We start from the raw sequence: 19,324 nt of genomic DNA, 5'->3' as shown, positions 1-19,324 counted from the left end.
ATTTCAACACCCTGACATGAAACTACTTATCGTTTGTTTAACCTTATTACCGACCCTCGTTTGCGGTCAGCAGGCCGGAAACGTCAAACCCCTCTGGAATCCCTACCGGATCAGCCCACGTACCGGCGTACAGCACATCGACCTGTCGGGCAGCGGCTGGGAACTCTCGCATACCGACAGGCCCGTTTCGGACCTGAAAGAGCCGCGAAAGGACGCGTTCGAGACCAGCGTACCGAACTCCGTACACTGGTCGCTCTACAAGGCCGGTAAGCTGCCGCATCCGTACTATGCGAAGAACTCTACCCAGTACCGCTGGGCCGAGGAGAAAGCGTGGTACTACAAAAAGTCGGTGGACGTACCGGCATCGGCCAGCGGTCAGTACGTGTTTCTGTGCTTCGACGGGGTCGATTATTTCTCGAAAGTCTGGGTAAACGATAGTCTGGTGGGTGTTCACGAAGGGATGTTCGGCGGGCCATCGGTGGAGATCAGCCGGTTGTTACGATTTGGTCAGAAGAACGACGTAACGGTGGAGGTACGGGCGGGCAACTGGGGCAATCGGGCTACGGATTATGAAAAGCTGCCCCGCACGGCTTCGGGCGAGTTCGACTACTCGAAACGTACCGGCTACAACCCCCGCGCCAGCGGCAAGATCATCAAGCCCTGGGTCATTTCGGGCGGCTCCGGGGGTGAAGCGTTCTTTACGGTCGGCATGTGGCAGGGCGTTCGGCTGGAGGTTGTGCCATCGGTCCACCTCGAACGGCCCTACCTGACCACCAAAAGCGTCACGAACACGACTGCTCAACTGCACCTGTCGGCGGAGGTATTTGCAAACGCCCATTCGCTGCAAAAGCAACTACACCCCTGGCACAATACGCAGTTGAATCACCCCAATGAGAAGGGAACGATCTTCAGGCCCATCGCCGATAAGCTGAGTGTACTGGTCGAATTGGTAAACGGAAAAAGTACCGTCGTGACCAAAGAATTTCCCGTCAAGGCCTACGAGGGCCGTATCTGGCTCGAAGAAGACCTGACCTTACCTAATCCAAAACTCTGGCAACCCAACGGGCTGGGCGATCCGAATCTGTACACCGTCAACCTGACGCTGAAACGGAATGGCACCCCGGTTGACCGGCATAGTTTCGACTACGGTATCCGCACCATCGAGCGCGTACCAACCGCCGGGCCACGCATTGCCGACCGCTGGGAAAACTGGCAGTTTATCGTTAACGGGCGGAAGATTTTTGTGAAGGGTATGAACTTCACCCCGCAGGACATCCTGCTCGATTTGCCCCGCGAACGCTACCGCTGGACGCTCGAAGCCGCCAAACGAATGGGGGTGCAACTCATCCGAATCTGGGGCGGGGGAATCCTGGAAACAGATCATCTCTATGAACTCTGTAACGAACTGGGCATCATGGTCTGGCAGGATTTTCCCATCGGCAATCAGGATACGCCCGACTACCCGCAGGACGTCTGGGAAGCGCAGGTCGTGCAGAACATCGTCCGGCTCCGCAACCACCCGTCGCTGGTGGTCTGGAACGGGGGCAACGAGTTCAACCCCTACTCCTACGGCAACGCGGCTTCGGTGGGTATTATCGAGCGCAACCTCGACATCTTCGACAAGCAACGATTCTTTGTCCGCACCACGCCCGACGACGGCTCGATGCACGCCTACCCCGACATGGACCCGACCTGGTATAACCGCAGCTACCGGTTTGAACCGTGGGTGTCGGAAACAGGGATGCACAGCATCCCGGAAGCCAGTGTTTTCTACGAAACCGTTGATAATAAAGAGTTTACCGGATTGGGCAAGATGTGGGACAAAAGTTTTGGCCCGTCGCACCCGGAGTTCATTCACCACTTCACCGAATACGGACCCGGTCGTGTACCCCGGATGTTGAGCCGGGCGTCGCACATCGCCGACGTGACCGACCCCACGCTGGAGTCCATTTCGGAAGCGTCGCAGATTGGCGCGGGAGAATTTTATCAGGTGTTTTCGGAGAAAATGCAGAGCAATTACCCCGTTACGGCGGGCCTGATGCCCTGGGTGTTTAAACGACACTGGCCGGTGATCGCCATTCAGCTCATGGACTGGTTTGGCAACGCCGGTGCGCCCTATTACTTCCTCAAACGTACCTACGAACCCACACACGTATCGGTTGACCTGCCGCGACTGCTCTGGCGGTCGGGCGAAGCGATTCCGCTCAACGTCAAGGTTACACACGCCAATCAGACGACCTTGCCGGGGACGGTTTCGATTGCCGTCTGGGACGATACGTTCAAGCCACTCTGGTCGAAAGAGACCCGCCTGACGGTGCAGCCGGGGCCATCGGTCACGAGCGCGTCGGTGGGCAGTTTTACCATCCCCGATACGTATAAAGACCGGTTTCTGTTTGTAGTCGCCGAGTTGAAGGATACGTCGGGCAAACTCGTCTCGCGGTCGCTGTATTACCCCCGCTCGCTGACAATGTTGGACGATCAGACTTTCTACGACAAATACGTAGCGGAACCCATCGCCTGGCCGGCACTGGAGAAAGGGCCGTTCCTGAAGCCAACCGTTCAGAAATCCGCTACCAAACTCGAAAGCAGCGTCGTGTCGATGAAGCCGCTGGACGGTACGGGTTCGCAGGTAACGCGGTCCGTCGTCACGGTGCAGGTTCGCAACGTGGGCACTACGCCCGCTTTCATGACCAAAATCGACGTAGTGGGACGGTCCGTCGCTACGGCGAAACGGGCATTAGTTGCCGACGACAACTATTTCTGGCTGGCTCCCGGCGAAAGCCGTACCCTTACTGCTGACGTACTCTGGCGGGAAACACCGACCGAGAGTGTCTCGGTAGTCGCTTCGGCCTGGAACGCGCCCGACGTAAAAGTACCACTGAATACGAAGGCAGTCACGGTGCAGAAACTGGGTAAATAAGTAGAACGCAATCATGACAAAACCCATCCCAGACACCGAGCCAACACCGGCACACGGCCCGCCGACTGCACGAACCGGCTACCGCTGGGAGTTGCTGGTGCTGCTCTGGCTGGCCTTCTTTCTGAACCAGGCCGACCGCCAGATTTTCAGCGTCGTGCTGCCGCTCATTCGCCGGGATTTGGGCCTGAGCGATGCCGAACTGGGCCTGATTGCATCGGCATTGGTCTGGACTTACGGCCTGCTCGTACCCGTCGCGGGTTTTCTGGGCGACCGGTTTTCGCGCCGGAATATTCTGGGGTTTTGTCTGCTGTTCTGGTCGGTAGCGACCTTATTCACAGGCTTCTGCGCTACGTTGCTTCAGTTCGTCCTGCTGCGGGGTGTGGCTACGGGCGGGGGCGAAGCGTTCTATGCTCCCTCGGCCAACGCGCTTCTGGGCGAACGTTACCCGGAGAAGCGGGCCTTCGTCTTGTCGATTCACCAGACCGCCGTGTATTTCGGCATTATTCTGAGCGGTCTGATTGCCGGATACGTCGGTGAACACTACGGCTGGCAGCGGGCGTTTTACCTCTTTGGCGGGTTCGGGATTCTGCTGGCAGCGGTGTTTTTCAGCCGTATTCCGAAAGACATTCGGGCCTCTGTTGCTGACAGCCAGACCCTCGCCGACGTAGGTCGAACGGCCCGCGTGATCGTCCGCAAGCCGACCGTGGTGCTACTGACGCTGGGATTCGGCTGCATGGTCTTCGTCAACGTCGGCTACCTGACCTGGATGCCGTCGTTTCTGGTCGATAAGTTCGGCCTGAGCCTGACCGACGCGGGGTTTTCGTCGCTGTTTTATCATCACCTCGGCGCGTTTCTGGGCGTACTGTCGGGGGCACGTATCGCCGACCACTACGCCCGCATCAACCCGCGTAGCCGACTCGTGGTACAGAGTGCCGGGCTGTTGCTGGGTGCGCCGTTCATCTACTGGATGAGCCAGGCAGACAGCCAGCCCCTTACCTACGCAGCTCTGTTCGGTTTCGGGATGTTCCGGGGCTGGTACGACTCCAACATCGTAGCCTCGCTATATGAGGTGGTGCCGGACCGAATGCGGTCATCGGCCTACGGTTTGATGCTGGCCTGCGCATTCCTCATCGGCGCGTCGGCTCCGTATCTGCTCGGCGTATTAAAGCCAACGCTGGGCCTATCGACCGGCCTGGCCAGTTTATCGGCGTGTTACGTATTGGGTAGCGGTCTGCTGGGTCTGGCCAGTTTTGTTTACTTTCAACGCGACCGGGAAGCATGAAAACGTAGCTGTTCGTCCGAACCCTGTAAGCGGATTTGGTCATAACCGAAGCGGAGAAGGGCGAGTTGGTTACGTTAACAGCCGAGTTGTAGGGCTTGATACTGCCATTAAGTACGAAAACAAAAATCAAAACGATATGAGCGTTGACCAGTATAAGAAAGAGGTCGGAATGATGAACCTCGAAGGGCTTATTGACATGCGGGAAGGTATTTCATTGGTCGAATTTCCGGTCAATGAGAAGGAGTTATTGTACCGGTTTGAGCAACTTTACACGGGGGCCGTCAATGACGTTTTGCGGGAATATTGCCTGCTCAATCAGGCTCTGCCCAACCACATTATCCCTCTACGGGAGTATCAGACGGTAGCCGGCTTTGCCTTCACGGTGAAAAGTGCGCCCAACGCCATGATTCAGGGCGAAATGGAGTTTCGGGTGAAAATGCTCGACGAATTGCACGAGGATGCTTTCGTAATCTGGGACACCTCCAAAGACGAAAAAGCCACACTCTGGGGGGGCGTGATGACGGCTACGGCCAAGGGTAAAAAAGTCAAAGCCGCCTGCATTGATGGGGGCATCCGCGACACACACCAGATTCTGGCGGAGGAGTTTCCGGTTTTCTACAAATATCGGATTTCCAACGGCAGCCTGGGGCGTTGCCTGATTACTCACTACCAGGTTACTCTCCAGATTGGCGACGTAACGATTAAGCCCGGAGACGTAGTTCTCGGCGACATCGACGGGGTACTGGTCGTGCCGCGTTCCATCGCTTACGACGTTTTGCTGAGGGCCGAGGAAATCCAGGAAAACGAAAAAGCCATTTTCAACTGGGTACACGAAGGGCAAACCATTCACGAGATCACCGAAAAGGGCGGCTATTTTTAACGTACCTAATCCTGTCTCGTCCCAAGAAAAATAGGTCAATTTTTCTTGGGACGAGACATAGCAACCACTCAAAGCGGTTTACTCGACCATTTATAGAAAGCGTAATCGTCTGCGCTAAATAGCAGCCGAAGCGGCATCTTTCAGTACGTCGATGCTCTCGATTTCAGTGGGCGGAATGTTATTAAACAGCTACCCGTCGTTGGTTGGGAAACCGTCGATCACGTGAAGCGGGCTGTTGTCGTTAGTGATGGATCCGTTGCCCCGGATACGCTCCCCGGAATGAAAAACAAACAGCCGTTTTCGAGCGTAGCGTCGTCCAACGCTACCCAGATTGAGGGAGCCCGCCGGTCGGTGAACGACCAGAATGGCGTGTTGAGATGCCACGATGTGGGGTTGGCCCAGGATGCCATCGACGCCAGCCAATTGGGCGGCCATTTCACCGATGCAACCCCCAACGAACACCCGGAAGGTTATTTCTTCAATTGGAATACGGGCCGGGTTCTGGATGGACTCTATTTTGTGTACATCAGTCGGGGCGAGGGCTTGTTTGAGTCTGAGCGGTCGGCTGTCGAGCGGATTGGGCCGCACACCTGCTTTGTGCTGTTTCCGGGTGTATGGCACCAGTATCGGCCCGATGTCCGTTGTGGCTGGGAAGAGTATTGGGTGGGCGTGAAAGGACTACTGGTCGAGCAATTATCGAGTGGCCCGTTTTTCAACCCGGCGCAACCCGTATTTCATGTGGGTGAGCATGAATCGTTGCTGGCGTTATTCGGTCAGTTATTCGCCACGCTACGTACCAGCCGGATCAACCCTAATGCGCCCTAACTCTGCAAGACTACAGTCGCGACTTGCAGAGTGTGTCTTATGCTGGTGAAACCAAGTAATTTTTTTAACACAGATATAGAAAAAAGGAGCTTTATGCTACTTACACGATTGGCCAGTAGATTACGACAGCCCGTGTTCTACCGCGAATTTGACCAGGTCGGCGGGTTTATTGATGCCCAGTTTCAGGTTGATGTTGTTGCGGTGGGTCTTCACTGTCGCTACGCTCAGAAATAGCTTGTTGGCAATTTCATCGTTCGTGAAGCTTTGCCCTACGTAGCTGATAATCTCGATTTCGCGCTTAGTCAATTGAAACTGTTTCTGAAACGAGTCGTCGGCGTGTTGGTTGGGGGGGGTGCTTTTGCTCAGTTTGGGGTCGTAGTAGCGGTTGCCCGCCAGCACGGTGTCGATGGCGTTGAGCACTTCGTCAACGCCGGAGTTTTTCAGGATGTAGCCCGGCACGCCCAGCCGCCCGCAGTCGTCCACAAACTTGCGGTCGCTGTACATGGTGAGCATAATGATCCGTAGCGTCGGGTAGCTTTTCAGGAGTTTTTCGGCTACGTCGAGGCCGTTGAGGTGTGGCATGTTGATGTCTAACAGCACTACATCGGGTTGAAGCCGATGTACGGCATCCAGTACGTCCTTCCCGCTAAACACCTGCCCCACCACCTGAAGGTTATCTTCGGCGGTGAGCATTAGTTTCATGCCATCGTTGAATAACTGGTGGTCGTCGGCGATTAGAATTTTGGTTTGCGCTTCCATAACAAAGGAGGGTTTCAATACGGTATTTCGACCTGCACCGTTACGCCGTCGGGGCTAACGTCGGAGTCGATGCGGCCATCGACAAACGCCACTTTCGAGTGCAGGTTGGTGTACTGGGGCGGATTAGGCCCGTTGTCTTCCGTCATGAGCAGCAACGTATCAGGGCCATACACCAACTGCACGGTGGCCTGCGTCGCGTTCGAGTTTTTCACGATGTCGTTGATGAGTTCAGCGGCAATCCTGAAAATCTGCACTTCGGTGCCCGCGTCCAACCTCCGCTCTTCGCCAGCCACGATGAACCGAAACCGAATATCGGTACTGGCCGACACTTTGTCGATGGTTTCGGCCAGTGAGTTGGCGAGTCCCAGTTCGGCGAAGTTCTTGGGCATCAGGTTATGCGATACGGTGCGCAGGTTATCGACGGCCCGACTCAGCAGGTGCCGGGCTTCGGTCAACAGCGGAAACCGCTCGCGCACGTCGGGGGTACGTAGTACGCTCGATACGTAGCCGATGGCCGTCGAGAGCATGGCCCCTACGTCGTCGTAGAGGTCTTCGGCGATGCGGTTGCGCTCCGTTTCGAGGGCTTCGATAATCCGGCCCGACTGCGCCTGCTGCTGTTGGTGCAACGTAGTGAGCAGTTGCTCGTTTCGTTGCCGGTAGTTGGAAAATCCAAAATACAGCACCCCCAGCGACATCATAATCAAATCGATCAGGTAGTTGACCAGCACCAGACCTTCGTTGGGCATCGTGAACAAAGGTCGGCCTGCCCGCGTCAGGAATAAGTTGATAAAAAAGAGTGCCAATGTTAAAAATTGGATGGCCGTGATGGCCGCGTAAAATAAGATAATTGGCTCCCGTTGATGGATGCGTTCGCGCAGGCTCAAAACGGCCAACGGCACCACCATCGCCGAAAAAAACAGCGTTACCCAGACCAGAAACCGGAAAAAATTGCCCGGCACGGCATCGAATATCAGCAGTCCAATCGTAAGTACCGTGCAGGCAACGATGCTGTATTTGAAACGGTTAACCCAATGCACCATCCGGCTATTGCCTGCTACCTGACCAATGAATCGCTGCATGAAATGGACGTGGGTTAGCACGATAAGCCAGGCAGAAATCGTTTGCGGATACCAGTTGTTGATAACAGGCGCATTGGGCCAAACGTACTGAAAGCTCAAACCCGATGCTGCCCCCAGGTTGAAGGCCGTCACAACAACAACCGCCATGAACCACCCGTAGAGTGCGTCGCGGGTGGCAATCCAGACCATACCATTCAACAACAGCACCAACACCGTCAGCCCGGCCAGTCCCCCCCACAACAAATACCTGCTCCGGTCATATTGCTCGAAAGCGTTTGCCCGCCAAAGCCGTATGCCAGTACTCAGAATTTCGCCGTGTTTGCTCAGCATCACAAACACATCGGTATCCATGCCGACCTGGGGCAGTACCGGAAAAACCCAGTTGTAATGCGGAAACCCACGCGTGGCAAACGGCAGCGAGTCACCCGTAATAGCCTGATTAATAATCGAATCGTTTACTATCTGATAAAAATTAACGCGGTTGATACGTGGATTATCAATTTCCAGATATGCCGCAACGGCAGACCGCTGGGGCTTTGCAGGGGGGAGCCGGATATGCAGCCAATGGTTGGCAGTGGTGTAGTTGATTAACAGCCGACTTCCGGGCATGGTGTTGAATTTTCCCTGTTCGTATACGGCTTTGATTTGGCGCATTGTCAACCGACCGGTCGAGTCGGTGAAGGTTTCCAGATACCCATTTAGCGTACTGGGAGTCCCCGGCCCAATTGGCACAACGGGCTGACTCGGCGCAAGGGTTGGCCACAGCAGCCACAGAGTTATGAGATAAATGGTTTTCAACAGGGGCAAATTTGACCAAAAGTAAAAACCAACGTGTGGGTATGCCATACAAACAAGTTTGTATTTCTTCACCCACTTACCACCACCGTCGTCCCCTCCAAACCAGACTCAATCTGCACAACTGCCCCCAGCGTATGGACGCGGGCGTAGAGGTTTTTCAGGCCAATGCCCTCAGCCTGCCCGGTGCGGGTAGTATCGAAGCCCCGGCCATTGTCCGACACGCTCAGTTGCCAGCCCACCGGCGTTTGCCGCAACGTTACGTGTCCTTCTGTAGCGCCGGCGTGTTTGAGAAGGTTGTTGAGCAGTTCGCCCGCGATGCGATACAATTGCCGGGTTTGGGTGGCCGAGAACGTAGCGACCGCGTCATCAGACGCCACCTCATGCCGAAACGACAGCCGCACCCCGCCGGTTTGGCCAAGTTGCGCGGTCAGGTCAGCGAGGGCGGTGGGCAGGCCTTTCTGAAGGAGGTCGGGCGGCAGGCTGTCGCGCAGGATTTGGTCGAGGCAGTCGTCGGTTTTGTCGAGCAGCGTAACGGCTTCGGTGAGCAGGGGCGCGGGCGGTACGTCGGCGAGCAGGGCGCGGGTTTGAGATAGTCGGCCCCCGACGTCGGTACGTAGTAGACTACCTACCTGCTGTCGTTCTGATTCCAGCACGTCGATGATGGCGTCGTTGGTTTGTTGCTGCGTTTGGGCGATGCGGAGTTGCAATTGCCGTTGTTCGTTCATAGAGGTTCGGTAGCGATGCGCCAGCAGAAACGAAAAAATGACAAGGTCGATAAAGAAGTTGACGACCACAATCAGGTAGGTATCGATAAACATCAGCCCGTTGGCCTGATAGCGTAAGAGTATACTCTGGGCAATCACTACCAACTGCCCCGCCGTTTGCAGCCCAAACCCGATGCCGTACAGTTGCTCGACGGGGTCGCCCGACCGCAGGGCCACCATTGCATTCATCACAAACGCAACCATTCCTACGTTGGTCAGCAGCATGTGCCCCATCGTTACAACCTGATACGTAGCTACATAGCGTTCGGTAACGCCTGTTGTCTGCGCAATGACCAACGTAATGAACAAGCCCCAGAATGCCCATTTCAGCACCTGATTCATCCAGAAAACGAACGGAGCATGGGTCCGTAATTCCAGAAAATACTGCTGAAACTGGAACACCGCTGGCAGGTACAGCCACAGGGCCATAATTACGGCATCGGGGTGGTTGATGGCCGGGAGTTGGGGCCACACAAACTGGAAACCCAGCCCCGTATCGGCCAGTTGCCGAAACATCAGGGCCAGTACGTACAGCCCATACCAGCCGTAAACCGGGTCACGGGTGTTGGCGTAGAACAGGAAGGCCAGCCCGACGATCAGGCTCACAACGCCCAGAAAAATGCCCCACAAAAAATACTCGCGCTGCGCCCGGTTTTCGAACGCATCGGTGTCCCAGAGCCGCAGGTCGGTGGTAAGGTTTTCGTAGCGTTTGTCGATTCGTAGGTAGTAGTCGATTTGCTCGTGGGTCGGTACGCTAAGCAGGTACGCAAACGTGCGGGTGGGCGATGGCCGCTGTGCAAACGGATAGCGGCTCCCCGTGCGGCCCAGCGATTTCACTCGTCCCGGTTGTACGGCAAACAATTCCAGCCGGTCGATGGTGTGGTTGCGTACCTCCAGTGTCAGTTCGCGGGCGGTCTGGCGATTCGGGCCAGTGATGCGGAAACGTACCCAATACATCGACTCCGTGTAGCCCACGTTGAGTCGCTGTTGCTGAACGGGTTGATAGCCAGTAGCCCGTATAGCCTTAGTCACCGTCGCCGTACCAGACGTATCTTCCCAATACGCAAACGGCGTCGGCTGTTCCCGAATCGACCGAATCGACTGCTGATGATACGTAGCCATGCCCACCACAAACAGCAGCACCAACCCCAACAGAAACAGCAGGTTACGGATCATGCGGGAACGGGTTTATCGAACGGCAGGCTCACCATGATGGAGTTGCCCGCGTCGGTTGCATCGATGAACAGGTCGGCTTTGAGCAGGTTCGCTTTGGCCTGCAGATTCGCTTCGTCGGCCTCCGATAACCGCCCCGACCGGCCATCGTCTTCGACCGACAGATTCACCCGACTGTCGTGATACAGCAACTGCACCGTTACTTCGGTGACCTCGGCGCGGTGGCGGGCGTGGCGCATGAGTTGGGTAGCCATACTGAACAGCAGTTGCTCGCGCTGCCCACCCAGGGGCCGCACCGTACCAATACCCACAAACTGCACCGGCACGCCCCGCCGACCCACCTTATAGGCGGCTTCGGCCAGTACGTCGGGGAGTTCGCCCCGCCCCAGCGACCGGGGCAGCAACTGATGCGCCAGCGTTCGGAGTTCGTCGGCGGCTTCGTCGATGAGCATCTGTGCGCGTTGCAGTAGGGGCTGAGGGTTGGCGCGGCTCAGCAGCGAGAGGTAGCCTTTGGTAGTAGCCAGCAACGGACCGAGGTCGTCGTGCAGGTCCTGCGCCAGCCGTCGGTGTTCATCTTCGAGCGAGGTAATTACGCGCTGTTGAGCCTGCTGCCGATTAGTGAGCAGATTCAGTTCCAGTTGCTGATTGCGCTCTTTGGCTTGCCGATACCGATACGTCAGGCCATACGTAAAGAAAATCAGGTCAAACAACAGAATGATACCCAGTATGACGTACGTCTCTACGTCGAAGGGCAGCGGCCACCCCCGCGCCTGACAGAAGTTGATAATCGCAGCCGCCAGATACCCCACAAACTGTATGACGAGCGCGTAGCCGTACAGCCGTACCATCCGCTCTGTATCTGATCGCTGACTCGCTTCTACCAGACTCAACACGGTGAGTCCGGTCACGATCAGCACAAAGCCCGACGTAGCGGACGACACCAGCCGGTAGTAATACGTTTGATAGCCCGGCCAGCCAGTGAGCGGCACGGCAATGGCCGTCAGCAGGGCCAGTAGCACCACCCACTTAAAGGCCATGACGTAGCGAAACACCCGGCTGTTGTGGCGGTTCTGCCGGATGAAATACTGCATGAAGGTGGTCTGGCAGAGCATGGCCGCCCAGATGTAGAGATAGACCGGCAGAAAGTCGTTCAGGCGCGGAACGTTGGGCCACAGATACTGGAAGCTCAGGCCTGCGTCGGTGAACAGGTGCATGGTCATGAAATGAACAAAGCCGTTGTACCAGGCGTAAATCCAGTCGCGCAGGGCGGCCAGCAGCACAAAGTTGAGCACCAGTATGATGCAAACGATGCCGATAAACAGGCCCCAGAGCAGGTATTCGCTTCGGTCGTGGGCCACAAAAGCCGGGCGGTACCAGAGCCGCACAAAAAACGATAGAATGGCGTGTGGCTGTTTCACCCGCAGGTAGTAGCCAATCCGCTCGCCCGCCCGAAGTTCAATCGGGAATACGGAATTATTATTCGGGTAAGGCCGGTGGTCGTAGCTCCGTTGGTCGCCCGTCAGACCCAGCCGCTCTATTTGCTCCCCACGAACGGCCAAAAGTTCGAGTTCGTCCAGATTGGCGTACTCGATGTCGAGCATCAGCCGGATGGGTCGCGCTACGTTGGCGGGGGCCTGCAACTCGAAAAAGAGCCAGTGTACGTCGGTGTTATTGACGCCAAAATCCTGCCGGTTGGTGGTGCTGGTCAACCGCATGAACCGCCCGGCCCGTTGCTGCGCCACTACGTCGCGAACCGACAGTCGCCCGGTTGAATCGACCAGATGGCATAAATGTCCCCGCAGCGACACCTCGCCGGACGTACCGGACTGATACGTAGCGAGAGTGATTGGTGGCCGGCGTCCCGGCTGGCCCCCGGCCCAGTGCGTTAGCAGAAGCAACAGCCAAAAGCAGCGGGCGGGTTTCATGCTGTATATCAGGAGTTAGGCGGAGAGGAAGATCAAAGCAAGGCAGATTCTGACGAAAATACAAACAAGGTTGTATGGATTTGCCCCTGCCGCATCTGCCACCTTTGTACCACCCAAACGCGGTAACATCTTCCTCCGCTTCGGCGATCCGATTTTTAACCAAACTGGCTAACGGCCAACAACACAACATGAAATCTTTGACACAAGTAATCGCTTTCTCACTTCTCCTAACGGCCCTTTGCAGTTGCCGGGAGCAGGGCATTACGCCACAGGAACTAACCCCGTCAACTGATCTGGCAGTGGCGAATTCCGCACGAAGCGGCCCCGGAGGCATCAGCAACGGGCCGTCGTTGCCCTTGCCAACGATCATCGCACAGACATACATTCCGGCTAACGATTTTTGGGCGCACACCCGGTGCCGCGCCTGGCGGATTACGTGGCCGACCTACCCCGTGGGCACCAATCCCAACTTAATTCCGACGGTATTTACGGTTAAAAACGGGAACCTGAACAGTTTCAACTACCTGAACAACACGTCGGCTACGAACACGTTTAAGGCTAACTTCAATCTGTACCACAATAACAAACTGGAGACAGTAAGTCAGCTCTGGGAAGAAATTACTCACGTGCTTAATGGCGGGGGAAACATGGCAATAACCTACTTCACGAAGAGCAAATATTCAGCCGCTACGGTCGAGACGTGGGTGAAAGGACGGCCCAGTCATTTTCAGACGTATTGGGAGCAGACCATCGATACCAATACGGAAACGCCAACTTACCAGCAGGGTGAAATCTACCAGTTTAAACTAGTTGATGGAGACGCGTTAACTCCCGATCAGTTTGGTGGCATTCGGATTGTCTCGATGACGCCCCGCATCCTTGAGGTCTATTTAGCCGAGCCGAACGATTAGCCTGTTCTGCCCCCACAGGCAGGTGGGGGCGGCAAACCCTCTTTTCTAACCAAAGTCACCATGAAACCAACGCAAAAAGTAGGCATCATCGGCGCGGGCGTCAGCGGCTTGGTTACGGCCAAAACCATGCGCGAACACGGCTTCTCTGTCGTGGTGTTCGAGCGCGAAGCCGAACTGGGCGGGGTGTGGGCCTCTACCCGCCGATACCCAAACGTAACAACGCAGAACACCCGCGATACCTACACGTTCTCGGACTTTCCGATGCCCAAACACTACCCGAATGGCCCGCCGGCGAACAGGTGCAGGAATACCTCACCAACTACGCCCGACACTTCGACCTACTGCCGAGCATCCGCTTCGGAACGAGCGTCGAACGGGCCGAGCTGATAGATGGCGGAGCCGACGGCTGGGTGCTGCACACGCGCCAAAACGGCCTGTCCGACCAAACGCACGTCGATTTTCTGGTGGTGTGCAACGGCGTCTTCAGCGAACCCAACATGCCACCCATTCCGGGGCGCGACCTGTTCCGGGGGACGGTGCTGCACAGCACAGAATTCCGGCAGCACCACCTCGACGCGGCCCGAAATCAGAAAGTGGCGGTGGTGGGCTTTGCTAAGTCGGCGCACGACATTCTCTCGCAGGTGAGCAACGTATCGGCAAAACCCGTCTGCATCTACCGCGAAGCCAAGTGGAAAATGCCGCGCATCTTTCTGGGACTGAATTTCAAGTATTTGCTGTTGCACCGCTTCGGCGAGTCCCTGTTTCCGTACCGGCACTTGTTGGGCATCCACAAGTTTCTGCACGGGCCGCTGGGCAAACCCGTTACAAATCTGCTGGTGAAAACGCTCGGCAAACTGGTATCGACCCAACTGACGCTCCGCAAAAGCGGTCTGCTGCCCGCCAAACCCTTCGACAGCATCGCCAACTGCTCCATCGGGCTAACGTCCGACAAGTTCTACGAGCGGGCGGCTTCGGGCGAGATTGAACTGGCGCAGGGCGAGATTACGCGCTTTTTGCCCGACGGTGTGAAGCTGAACACCGGGCAGCACATCCGGGCCGATCAGGTCATTTTCGCGACGGGTTTCCGGCAGTCGGTGCCGTTCTTCGACGAGAGCCTGAGCCGCCGGATACGTAACGCGAAGGGCTGGTTTCAACTGTACCGCAACGTACTGCCCACCGACGTACCGAACCTGTCGTTTGTGGGGTACAATCCGTCGCTGTTTACCCCCTTTACGTCGGAACTGGCCGCGCATTATTCGGCGCAGCATTTCAAGGGACAACTGGCCCTGCCCAACCCGCAGGCTATGAAAATGGAGATTGCGCTGCATCAGGAGTGGCTGCTGCAACGCGCCCCGCACAGTAGCGCGTCGGGTACGTGCATTATCCCGTTCTCGTTCCACCATGCCGACGAACTAATGCGCGACATGGGCCTGAACCCGCGCCGAACGCGTAACCCCATCGCCGAGTTTGTGGCCCCGTTCAACCCGGCTATCTACCGGGGTCTCGCTGCCGAACTGGCGGTACTACGTCCGGCTGAACATAACCCGACTGAACGCACCCCGCCCCGCCCGAACGTAGCGACAGAGTCTGAAGTTTATTCATGATTGCTATCTTGCCGATGCGTCAAACCTCGTCCATGCTATCTACCTTCAGCCACCTTGCCGAGCATCATGCGATGGCAAAAGCGAAAAATCTGTCGGAGTTTTAAATGGCTGTTCAGCGAATGCAATTACCCACGTTTAACGTCATTTATGCGGATACAAATTGGTTCAATCCATGAAAGCCAATCTACCGTGGCACATCCATGTTGCAGGTCACACCGACAATGGCGGTAATTCCCGACTGAATCTGGCATTATCCGAGCATCGGGCGAAAGTAGTCGCTACGTACCTGACACGGCGGGGGATAGCTGAAGAACGAATCACCACGGAAGGGTTTGGTAGTAAACAGCCCATTGGCAATAACATGACTGAAAGCGAACGGAGCAATAACCGTCGCGTAGAGATTCCTATTCGTTGACCTTGGTCTGCCTTCTATCGAACTATACCGACCGGAATCGTCTGTGGGAATGTTCAATGACACACTTCATTGAACATTCCCCCCTACCGCACCAGCAGTACGCGGCCACTTTTCTGCGTAACTGAACCGGAAGGGCTGTTGGACCGGAGTTCGTAGGCGTAGCTGCCCGGCGGGGCTAATTGCCCGTTTATCAGGCCGTTCCAGGCTTGCTTCGGGTCGTCGGTGGTGAATACGGCGTGGCCCCACCGGTCGAAAATGGTTAGCGTGAACGAATAGGCGGTACTGGTGCCAATCAGGCCAAACGTTTCGTTCAGGCCATCGTTGTTGGGGCTGAAGGCATCGGGCAAATAAAACGCACTGATTGGCTCGGCAGCGGGTTTGGCTGAGGGCGGGCGGTAACACACCTCCGCCGAAGGTTCATAGCCCGGACACACACTGCCCGGCACGAGCCGAAAACAGGTTGTTTGCCCCGTATCGACAGGCACAACCACCTCCACCGACGTGCCCGATGGCACCCCTCGCCCACTGCCATACGCACCATTGCCCACGCGCTGCTGAAGCGAGAGGGGCAAACTGCCGGGGTTCTGAATCTGTACCCGGGCCGTTTCGCGCCCATCGCCGGTTCGTTCGCCCGGCCCCACGGCCCGAATGCTGGCGGGTTGGTTGGGCGTAAACGAAAGTGCTGTTGTGCCGCCACAACGCCCAAACCGGTGAATGCCCTGAACGCGAATCCGGCGCGGGTCGGTGTTGGCGTAGGTGTGTTCGGCGCGGAGTGGCGTGGTGCTGACGGTGTCGGTTTTGCCATCGTCCCAACTGACTAAAAAATAGTCGTACTTCATCGGAGACCTGAACGGGTCGGTAATGGTCAGGCTGGCGCGGGTGCCGCAGGCCGACAGCTCTACCTGCGGCTGTAGGGTGTCGTAGACCCATATTTCGGCGCACGACATCATCGAAAGTCCTTGTTTCTCAGAGTACTGAACGAGGTAATAGATGCCCGGTTTTTTGTAGGTATAGCTCGTTTGAGTCGTGGTTGGGTTGTTGGGGCGGTTACGGTCGTACTCAAAAATCTGCCGCACGTTCTCCACGTCGATCATCACGTTACTGGTTTCGACCCGGAACGGTACGCAGCCGTGTGTGGCCGTTGTGCGCATGGCTCCGGTAAACAAATTGGCGGGGCGGGGCGGGCATTGCGCGTATCCGAACAACCCACTACCAAGCAGCAGGCATACAAACAGCGTTTTTAGTGTAGTAAACCAGTAGGGCATCGGCAGGTGGTTTCGCGAGCGCACTACGACTCTGGCAGACAACAGATTGACTAACGTTTCTGTTTGGCTGAACAACTCTTTTCGTAAACCTGCGTTCGTCATTACCAGCAACAGTGGCCTCACCGACTTATCAATCATAGATATTATAGATATAAATATAGAAAATATTAATTTGATCTATTGCGCTTAGATCACCAGATTTGCAATGAATCTTTGCTAAACAAGCATATGAACCCATCAGACCCTTCACAAAGCTACGCCGTTAACGGGAGTAACGGTAGCAATGGTCATCACGCCCATCACGAGGCACTCGACGTAAACGACCCGCAGGCCGCCAAATGCCCGTTCATGAGCGGCAAACTGGACAACGTAGCCGGGAGCGGCACCCGCAACCGCGACTGGTGGCCCAATCAGTTGAAACTGAACATTCTGCGTCAGCACTCCGAATTGTCGAACCCAATGGGGTCGTCGTTCAATTACGCTGACGAATTCAAAAGCCTCGACCTCGATGCGGTGAAGCAGGACCTTCACGCACTCATGACCGACTCGCAGGAATGGTGGCCTGCCGATTTTGGTCATTACGGCGGTCTGTTTATTCGCATGGCCTGGCACAGTGCCGGTACGTACCGGGTAGGCGACGGTCGCGGTGGTGCTGGGGCGGGTATGCTACGCTTTGCTCCGCTCAATAGCTGGCCCGATAACGTAAGCCTCGATAAATCGCGTCGGTTGCTGTGGCCCATCAAACAGAAATACGGCCAGAAAATTTCGTGGGCCGACCTGATGATTCTGGCGGGCAACGTAGCACTGGAGTCGATGGGCTTCAAAACGTTTGGGTTTGCTGGTGGTCGCGAAGACCGGTGGGAGCCGCAGGAAGACGTGTACTGGGGTTCTGAAACGACTTGGCTCGGCAACGATGCGCGGTACGGGCGGGGTTCGGAAGGAGTAGCGGCCCACGGGGTAGTGTCGTCGGACGAAGACCCTGGCCGCCCTATTCACTCCCGTCCGCTCGAAGACCCGCTGGGAGCCGCGCACATGGGATTGATTTACGTGAACCCCGAAGGCCCGGATGGCAACCCCGACCCGCTGGCCGCAGCCCACGACATCCGCGAAACGTTTGGCCGCATGGCGATGAACGACGAAGAAACCGTTGCGCTGATTGCTGGCGGACACTCGTTTGGCAAAACACACGGAGCCGCCCCGTCAGACCACGTGGGCAAGGAGCCGGAAGCCGCGCTGATCGAAGAGCAGGGCTTTGGCTGGACCAATAGCTACGGCACGGGCAAAGGGGCCGATACCATCACGAGTGGCCTGGAAGTAATCTGGACCACGACCCCAACGCAGTGGAGCAACAACTACTTTGAAAACCTCTTCGGTTTTGAGTGGGAACTGACCAAAAGCCCCGGCGGAGCGCATCAGTGGGTTGCCAAAGATGCCGATGACATCATCCCGGACGCCTACGATCCGAACAAGCGGCACAAGCCGACGATGCTAACCACCGATCTGTCGTTGCGGGTTGATCCGGCCTACGAAAAAATTTCGCGTCGCTTTTTAGAAAACCCGGATGCGTTTGCCGATGCGTTTGCCCGCGCCTGGTTCAAGCTCACCCACCGCGACATGGGCCCGCGCAGCCGCTACCTCGGCCCCGACGTACCGGCAGAAGAACTGCTGTGGCAGGACATTATTCCGGCTGTTGACCATGCCCTGATCGATGAAACAGACGTGGCAACGCTGAAAACCAATATTTTAGCATCGGGCCTGAGCATTGCCGAACTGATATCGACGGCCTGGGCATCGGCATCTACGTTCCGGGGTTCCGACAAACGGGGCGGTGCCAATGGTGCCCGCATCCGGTTGGCTCCCCAAAAAGACTGGTCGGTAAACAATCCGCCCCGGCTGAAAAAAGTGCTGGGCGTACTGGAAGTCATTCAGAACGACTTTAATGCCGCCCAAACCGGCGGTAAGAAAGTCTCGCTGGCCGATCTGATTGTGCTGGCAGGTTGTGCCGCCGTTGAGAAAGCTGCCCATGATGCCGGTCATGCCATTACCGTTCCGTTTACACCGGGCCGTATGGATGCTTCGCAGGCGCAGACAGACGTTGAATCGTTTGGCTATCTGAAGCCGCTGGCCGATGGTTTCCGGAACTACCGCTCTACGACATCGCGCGTATCGACGGAGGAGTTGCTGATCGATAAAGCCCAACTACTTACCCTGACAGCCCCCGAACTGACGGTGCTGGTGGGTGGTTTACGGGCATTGGACGCCAACTACGACGGCTCGAAACACGGCGTATTGACGACCCGCCCCGGACAGCTCACCACCGATTTCTTCGTAAACCTGCTGGATATGAACACCGCTTGGAAAGCAATGGACGACAGCAAGGAGACGTACCTCGGCACCGACCGCGCTACCGGTCAGCCCCGCTGGACGGCCACCCGCGCCGACCTCGTGTTCGGGTCTAACTCCGAACTCCGCGCCGTAGCCGAAGTGTATGGCAGCAGCGATGCACAGGCTAAGTTCGTCCATGACTTCGTAGCCGCCTGGAACAAAGTGATGAACCTGGACCGGTTTGAGTTAAAGTAATGGTTTAAGTGATTATACAACAGTAATCCAGGTGTCTCGTATGGCTGGCGCAGGTAGAGACGCAAAGGGTTGCGTCTCTACACCGGATGGTTATCTGTAGAGACGCAACCCTTTGCGTCTCCCTCGCGCCAGCCATACGGGCAA

General features: G+C 56.5%; 13 protein-coding genes and 1 pseudogene. 8 read left to right on the top strand and 6 right to left on the bottom strand.

Annotation, left to right across the window (positions count from 1 at the left end; genetic code table 11):
• Positions 1–16: 16 nt before the first annotated feature.
• From AWR27_RS07595 to AWR27_RS07585, 3 genes are all read left to right on the top strand, one after another.
• A complete protein-coding gene (locus AWR27_RS07595; protein WP_077130627.1) occupies positions 17–2,920 on the top strand; it encodes a glycoside hydrolase family 2 protein in 2,904 nt (967 codons plus the stop codon).
• 13 nt (positions 2,921–2,933) lie between these two features.
• Positions 2,934–4,202 (top strand): MFS transporter, encoded by a 1,269-nt coding sequence (locus tag AWR27_RS07590; RefSeq protein WP_083732780.1) that lies wholly within the window; start codon positions 2,934–2,936, stop codon positions 4,200–4,202.
• A gap of 136 nt (positions 4,203–4,338) precedes the next feature.
• Positions 4,339–5,082 (top strand): RraA family protein, encoded by a 744-nt coding sequence (locus AWR27_RS07585; protein ID WP_077130626.1) that lies wholly within the window; start codon positions 4,339–4,341, stop codon positions 5,080–5,082.
• Positions 5,083–5,300: 218 nt separating this feature from the next.
• Here AWR27_RS07585 and AWR27_RS26100 read toward each other — a convergent pair whose 3' ends face one another.
• A complete protein-coding gene (locus tag AWR27_RS26100) occupies positions 5,301–5,492 on the bottom strand; it encodes a phytanoyl-CoA dioxygenase family protein (RefSeq protein ID WP_198045110.1) in 192 nt (63 codons plus the stop codon).
• On the opposite strand from AWR27_RS26100, the gene AWR27_RS07575 reads away from it, so the two are divergent.
• Positions 5,434–5,907 carry an AraC family ligand binding domain-containing protein gene (locus AWR27_RS07575; RefSeq protein WP_418346617.1) on the top strand — a complete coding sequence of 158 codons (474 nt, stop codon included), beginning with the start codon at positions 5,434–5,436 and terminating at the stop codon, positions 5,905–5,907. The two genes, AWR27_RS26100 and AWR27_RS07575, sit on opposite strands and share 59 nt — an antisense overlap.
• 120 nt (positions 5,908–6,027) lie before the next feature.
• On the opposite strand, the gene AWR27_RS07570 is transcribed toward AWR27_RS07575, so the two are convergent.
• The 4 genes from AWR27_RS07570 to AWR27_RS07555 all read right to left on the bottom strand — a co-directional run bounded on the left by AWR27_RS07570 (position 6,028) and on the right by AWR27_RS07555 (position 12,405).
• Positions 6,028–6,666 carry a response regulator gene (locus AWR27_RS07570; protein WP_077130624.1) on the bottom strand — a complete coding sequence of 213 codons (639 nt, stop codon included), beginning with the start codon at positions 6,664–6,666 and terminating at the stop codon, positions 6,028–6,030.
• 14 nt (positions 6,667–6,680) lie between these two features.
• Positions 6,681–8,543: a sensor histidine kinase gene (locus AWR27_RS07565; RefSeq protein WP_198045108.1), complete on the bottom strand. Its 1,863-nt coding sequence runs from the start codon at positions 8,541–8,543 to the stop codon at positions 6,681–6,683.
• 68 nt (positions 8,544–8,611) lie between these two features.
• Complete coding sequence (locus AWR27_RS07560) at positions 8,612–10,483, bottom strand: sensor histidine kinase (protein ID WP_077130622.1); 1,872 nt, start codon at positions 10,481–10,483, stop codon at positions 8,612–8,614.
• Positions 10,480–12,405, bottom strand: a complete 1,926-nt coding sequence (locus AWR27_RS07555) for a sensor histidine kinase (RefSeq protein WP_077130621.1) — start codon at positions 12,403–12,405, stop codon at positions 10,480–10,482. The genes AWR27_RS07560 and AWR27_RS07555 overlap by 4 nt, the downstream gene beginning before the upstream one ends.
• Before the next feature lie 188 nt (positions 12,406–12,593).
• On the opposite strand from AWR27_RS07555, the gene AWR27_RS07550 reads away from it, so the two are divergent.
• The 3 genes and pseudogenes from AWR27_RS07550 to AWR27_RS07540 all read left to right on the top strand — a co-directional run bounded on the left by AWR27_RS07550 (position 12,594) and on the right by AWR27_RS07540 (position 15,335).
• Positions 12,594–13,316 (top strand): hypothetical protein, encoded by a 723-nt coding sequence (locus AWR27_RS07550; protein ID WP_077133862.1) that lies wholly within the window; start codon positions 12,594–12,596, stop codon positions 13,314–13,316.
• 60 nt (positions 13,317–13,376) lie between these two features.
• A pseudogene (locus AWR27_RS07545) lies at positions 13,377–14,920 on the top strand (flavin-containing monooxygenase).
• Positions 14,921–15,092: 172 nt separating this feature from the next.
• Complete coding sequence (locus tag AWR27_RS07540) at positions 15,093–15,335, top strand: OmpA family protein (protein WP_077130620.1); 243 nt, start codon at positions 15,093–15,095, stop codon at positions 15,333–15,335.
• 83 nt (positions 15,336–15,418) lie between these two features.
• On the opposite strand, the gene AWR27_RS07535 is transcribed toward AWR27_RS07540, so the two are convergent.
• A complete protein-coding gene (locus AWR27_RS07535) occupies positions 15,419–16,738 on the bottom strand; it encodes a gliding motility-associated C-terminal domain-containing protein (protein WP_077130619.1) in 1,320 nt (439 codons plus the stop codon).
• A 90-nt stretch (positions 16,739–16,828) separates the two neighbouring features.
• Here AWR27_RS07535 and katG point away from each other — a divergent pair, with 90 nt between their 5' ends.
• On the top strand, positions 16,829–19,180 hold the full coding sequence (gene katG, locus AWR27_RS07530; RefSeq protein WP_083732779.1) for a catalase/peroxidase HPI: 2,352 nt from the start codon (positions 16,829–16,831) through the stop codon (positions 19,178–19,180).
• The last annotated feature ends 144 nt before the right edge of the window (positions 19,181–19,324 follow it).

Origin of the sequence: Spirosoma montaniterrae (genome assembly GCF_001988955.1) — a bacterium.
GTDB lineage: Bacteria > Bacteroidota > Bacteroidia > Cytophagales > Spirosomataceae > Spirosoma > Spirosoma montaniterrae.
The sequence above is the reverse complement of the archived record's forward strand: the minus strand, read 5'-3'. Positions and strand labels throughout refer to the sequence as shown.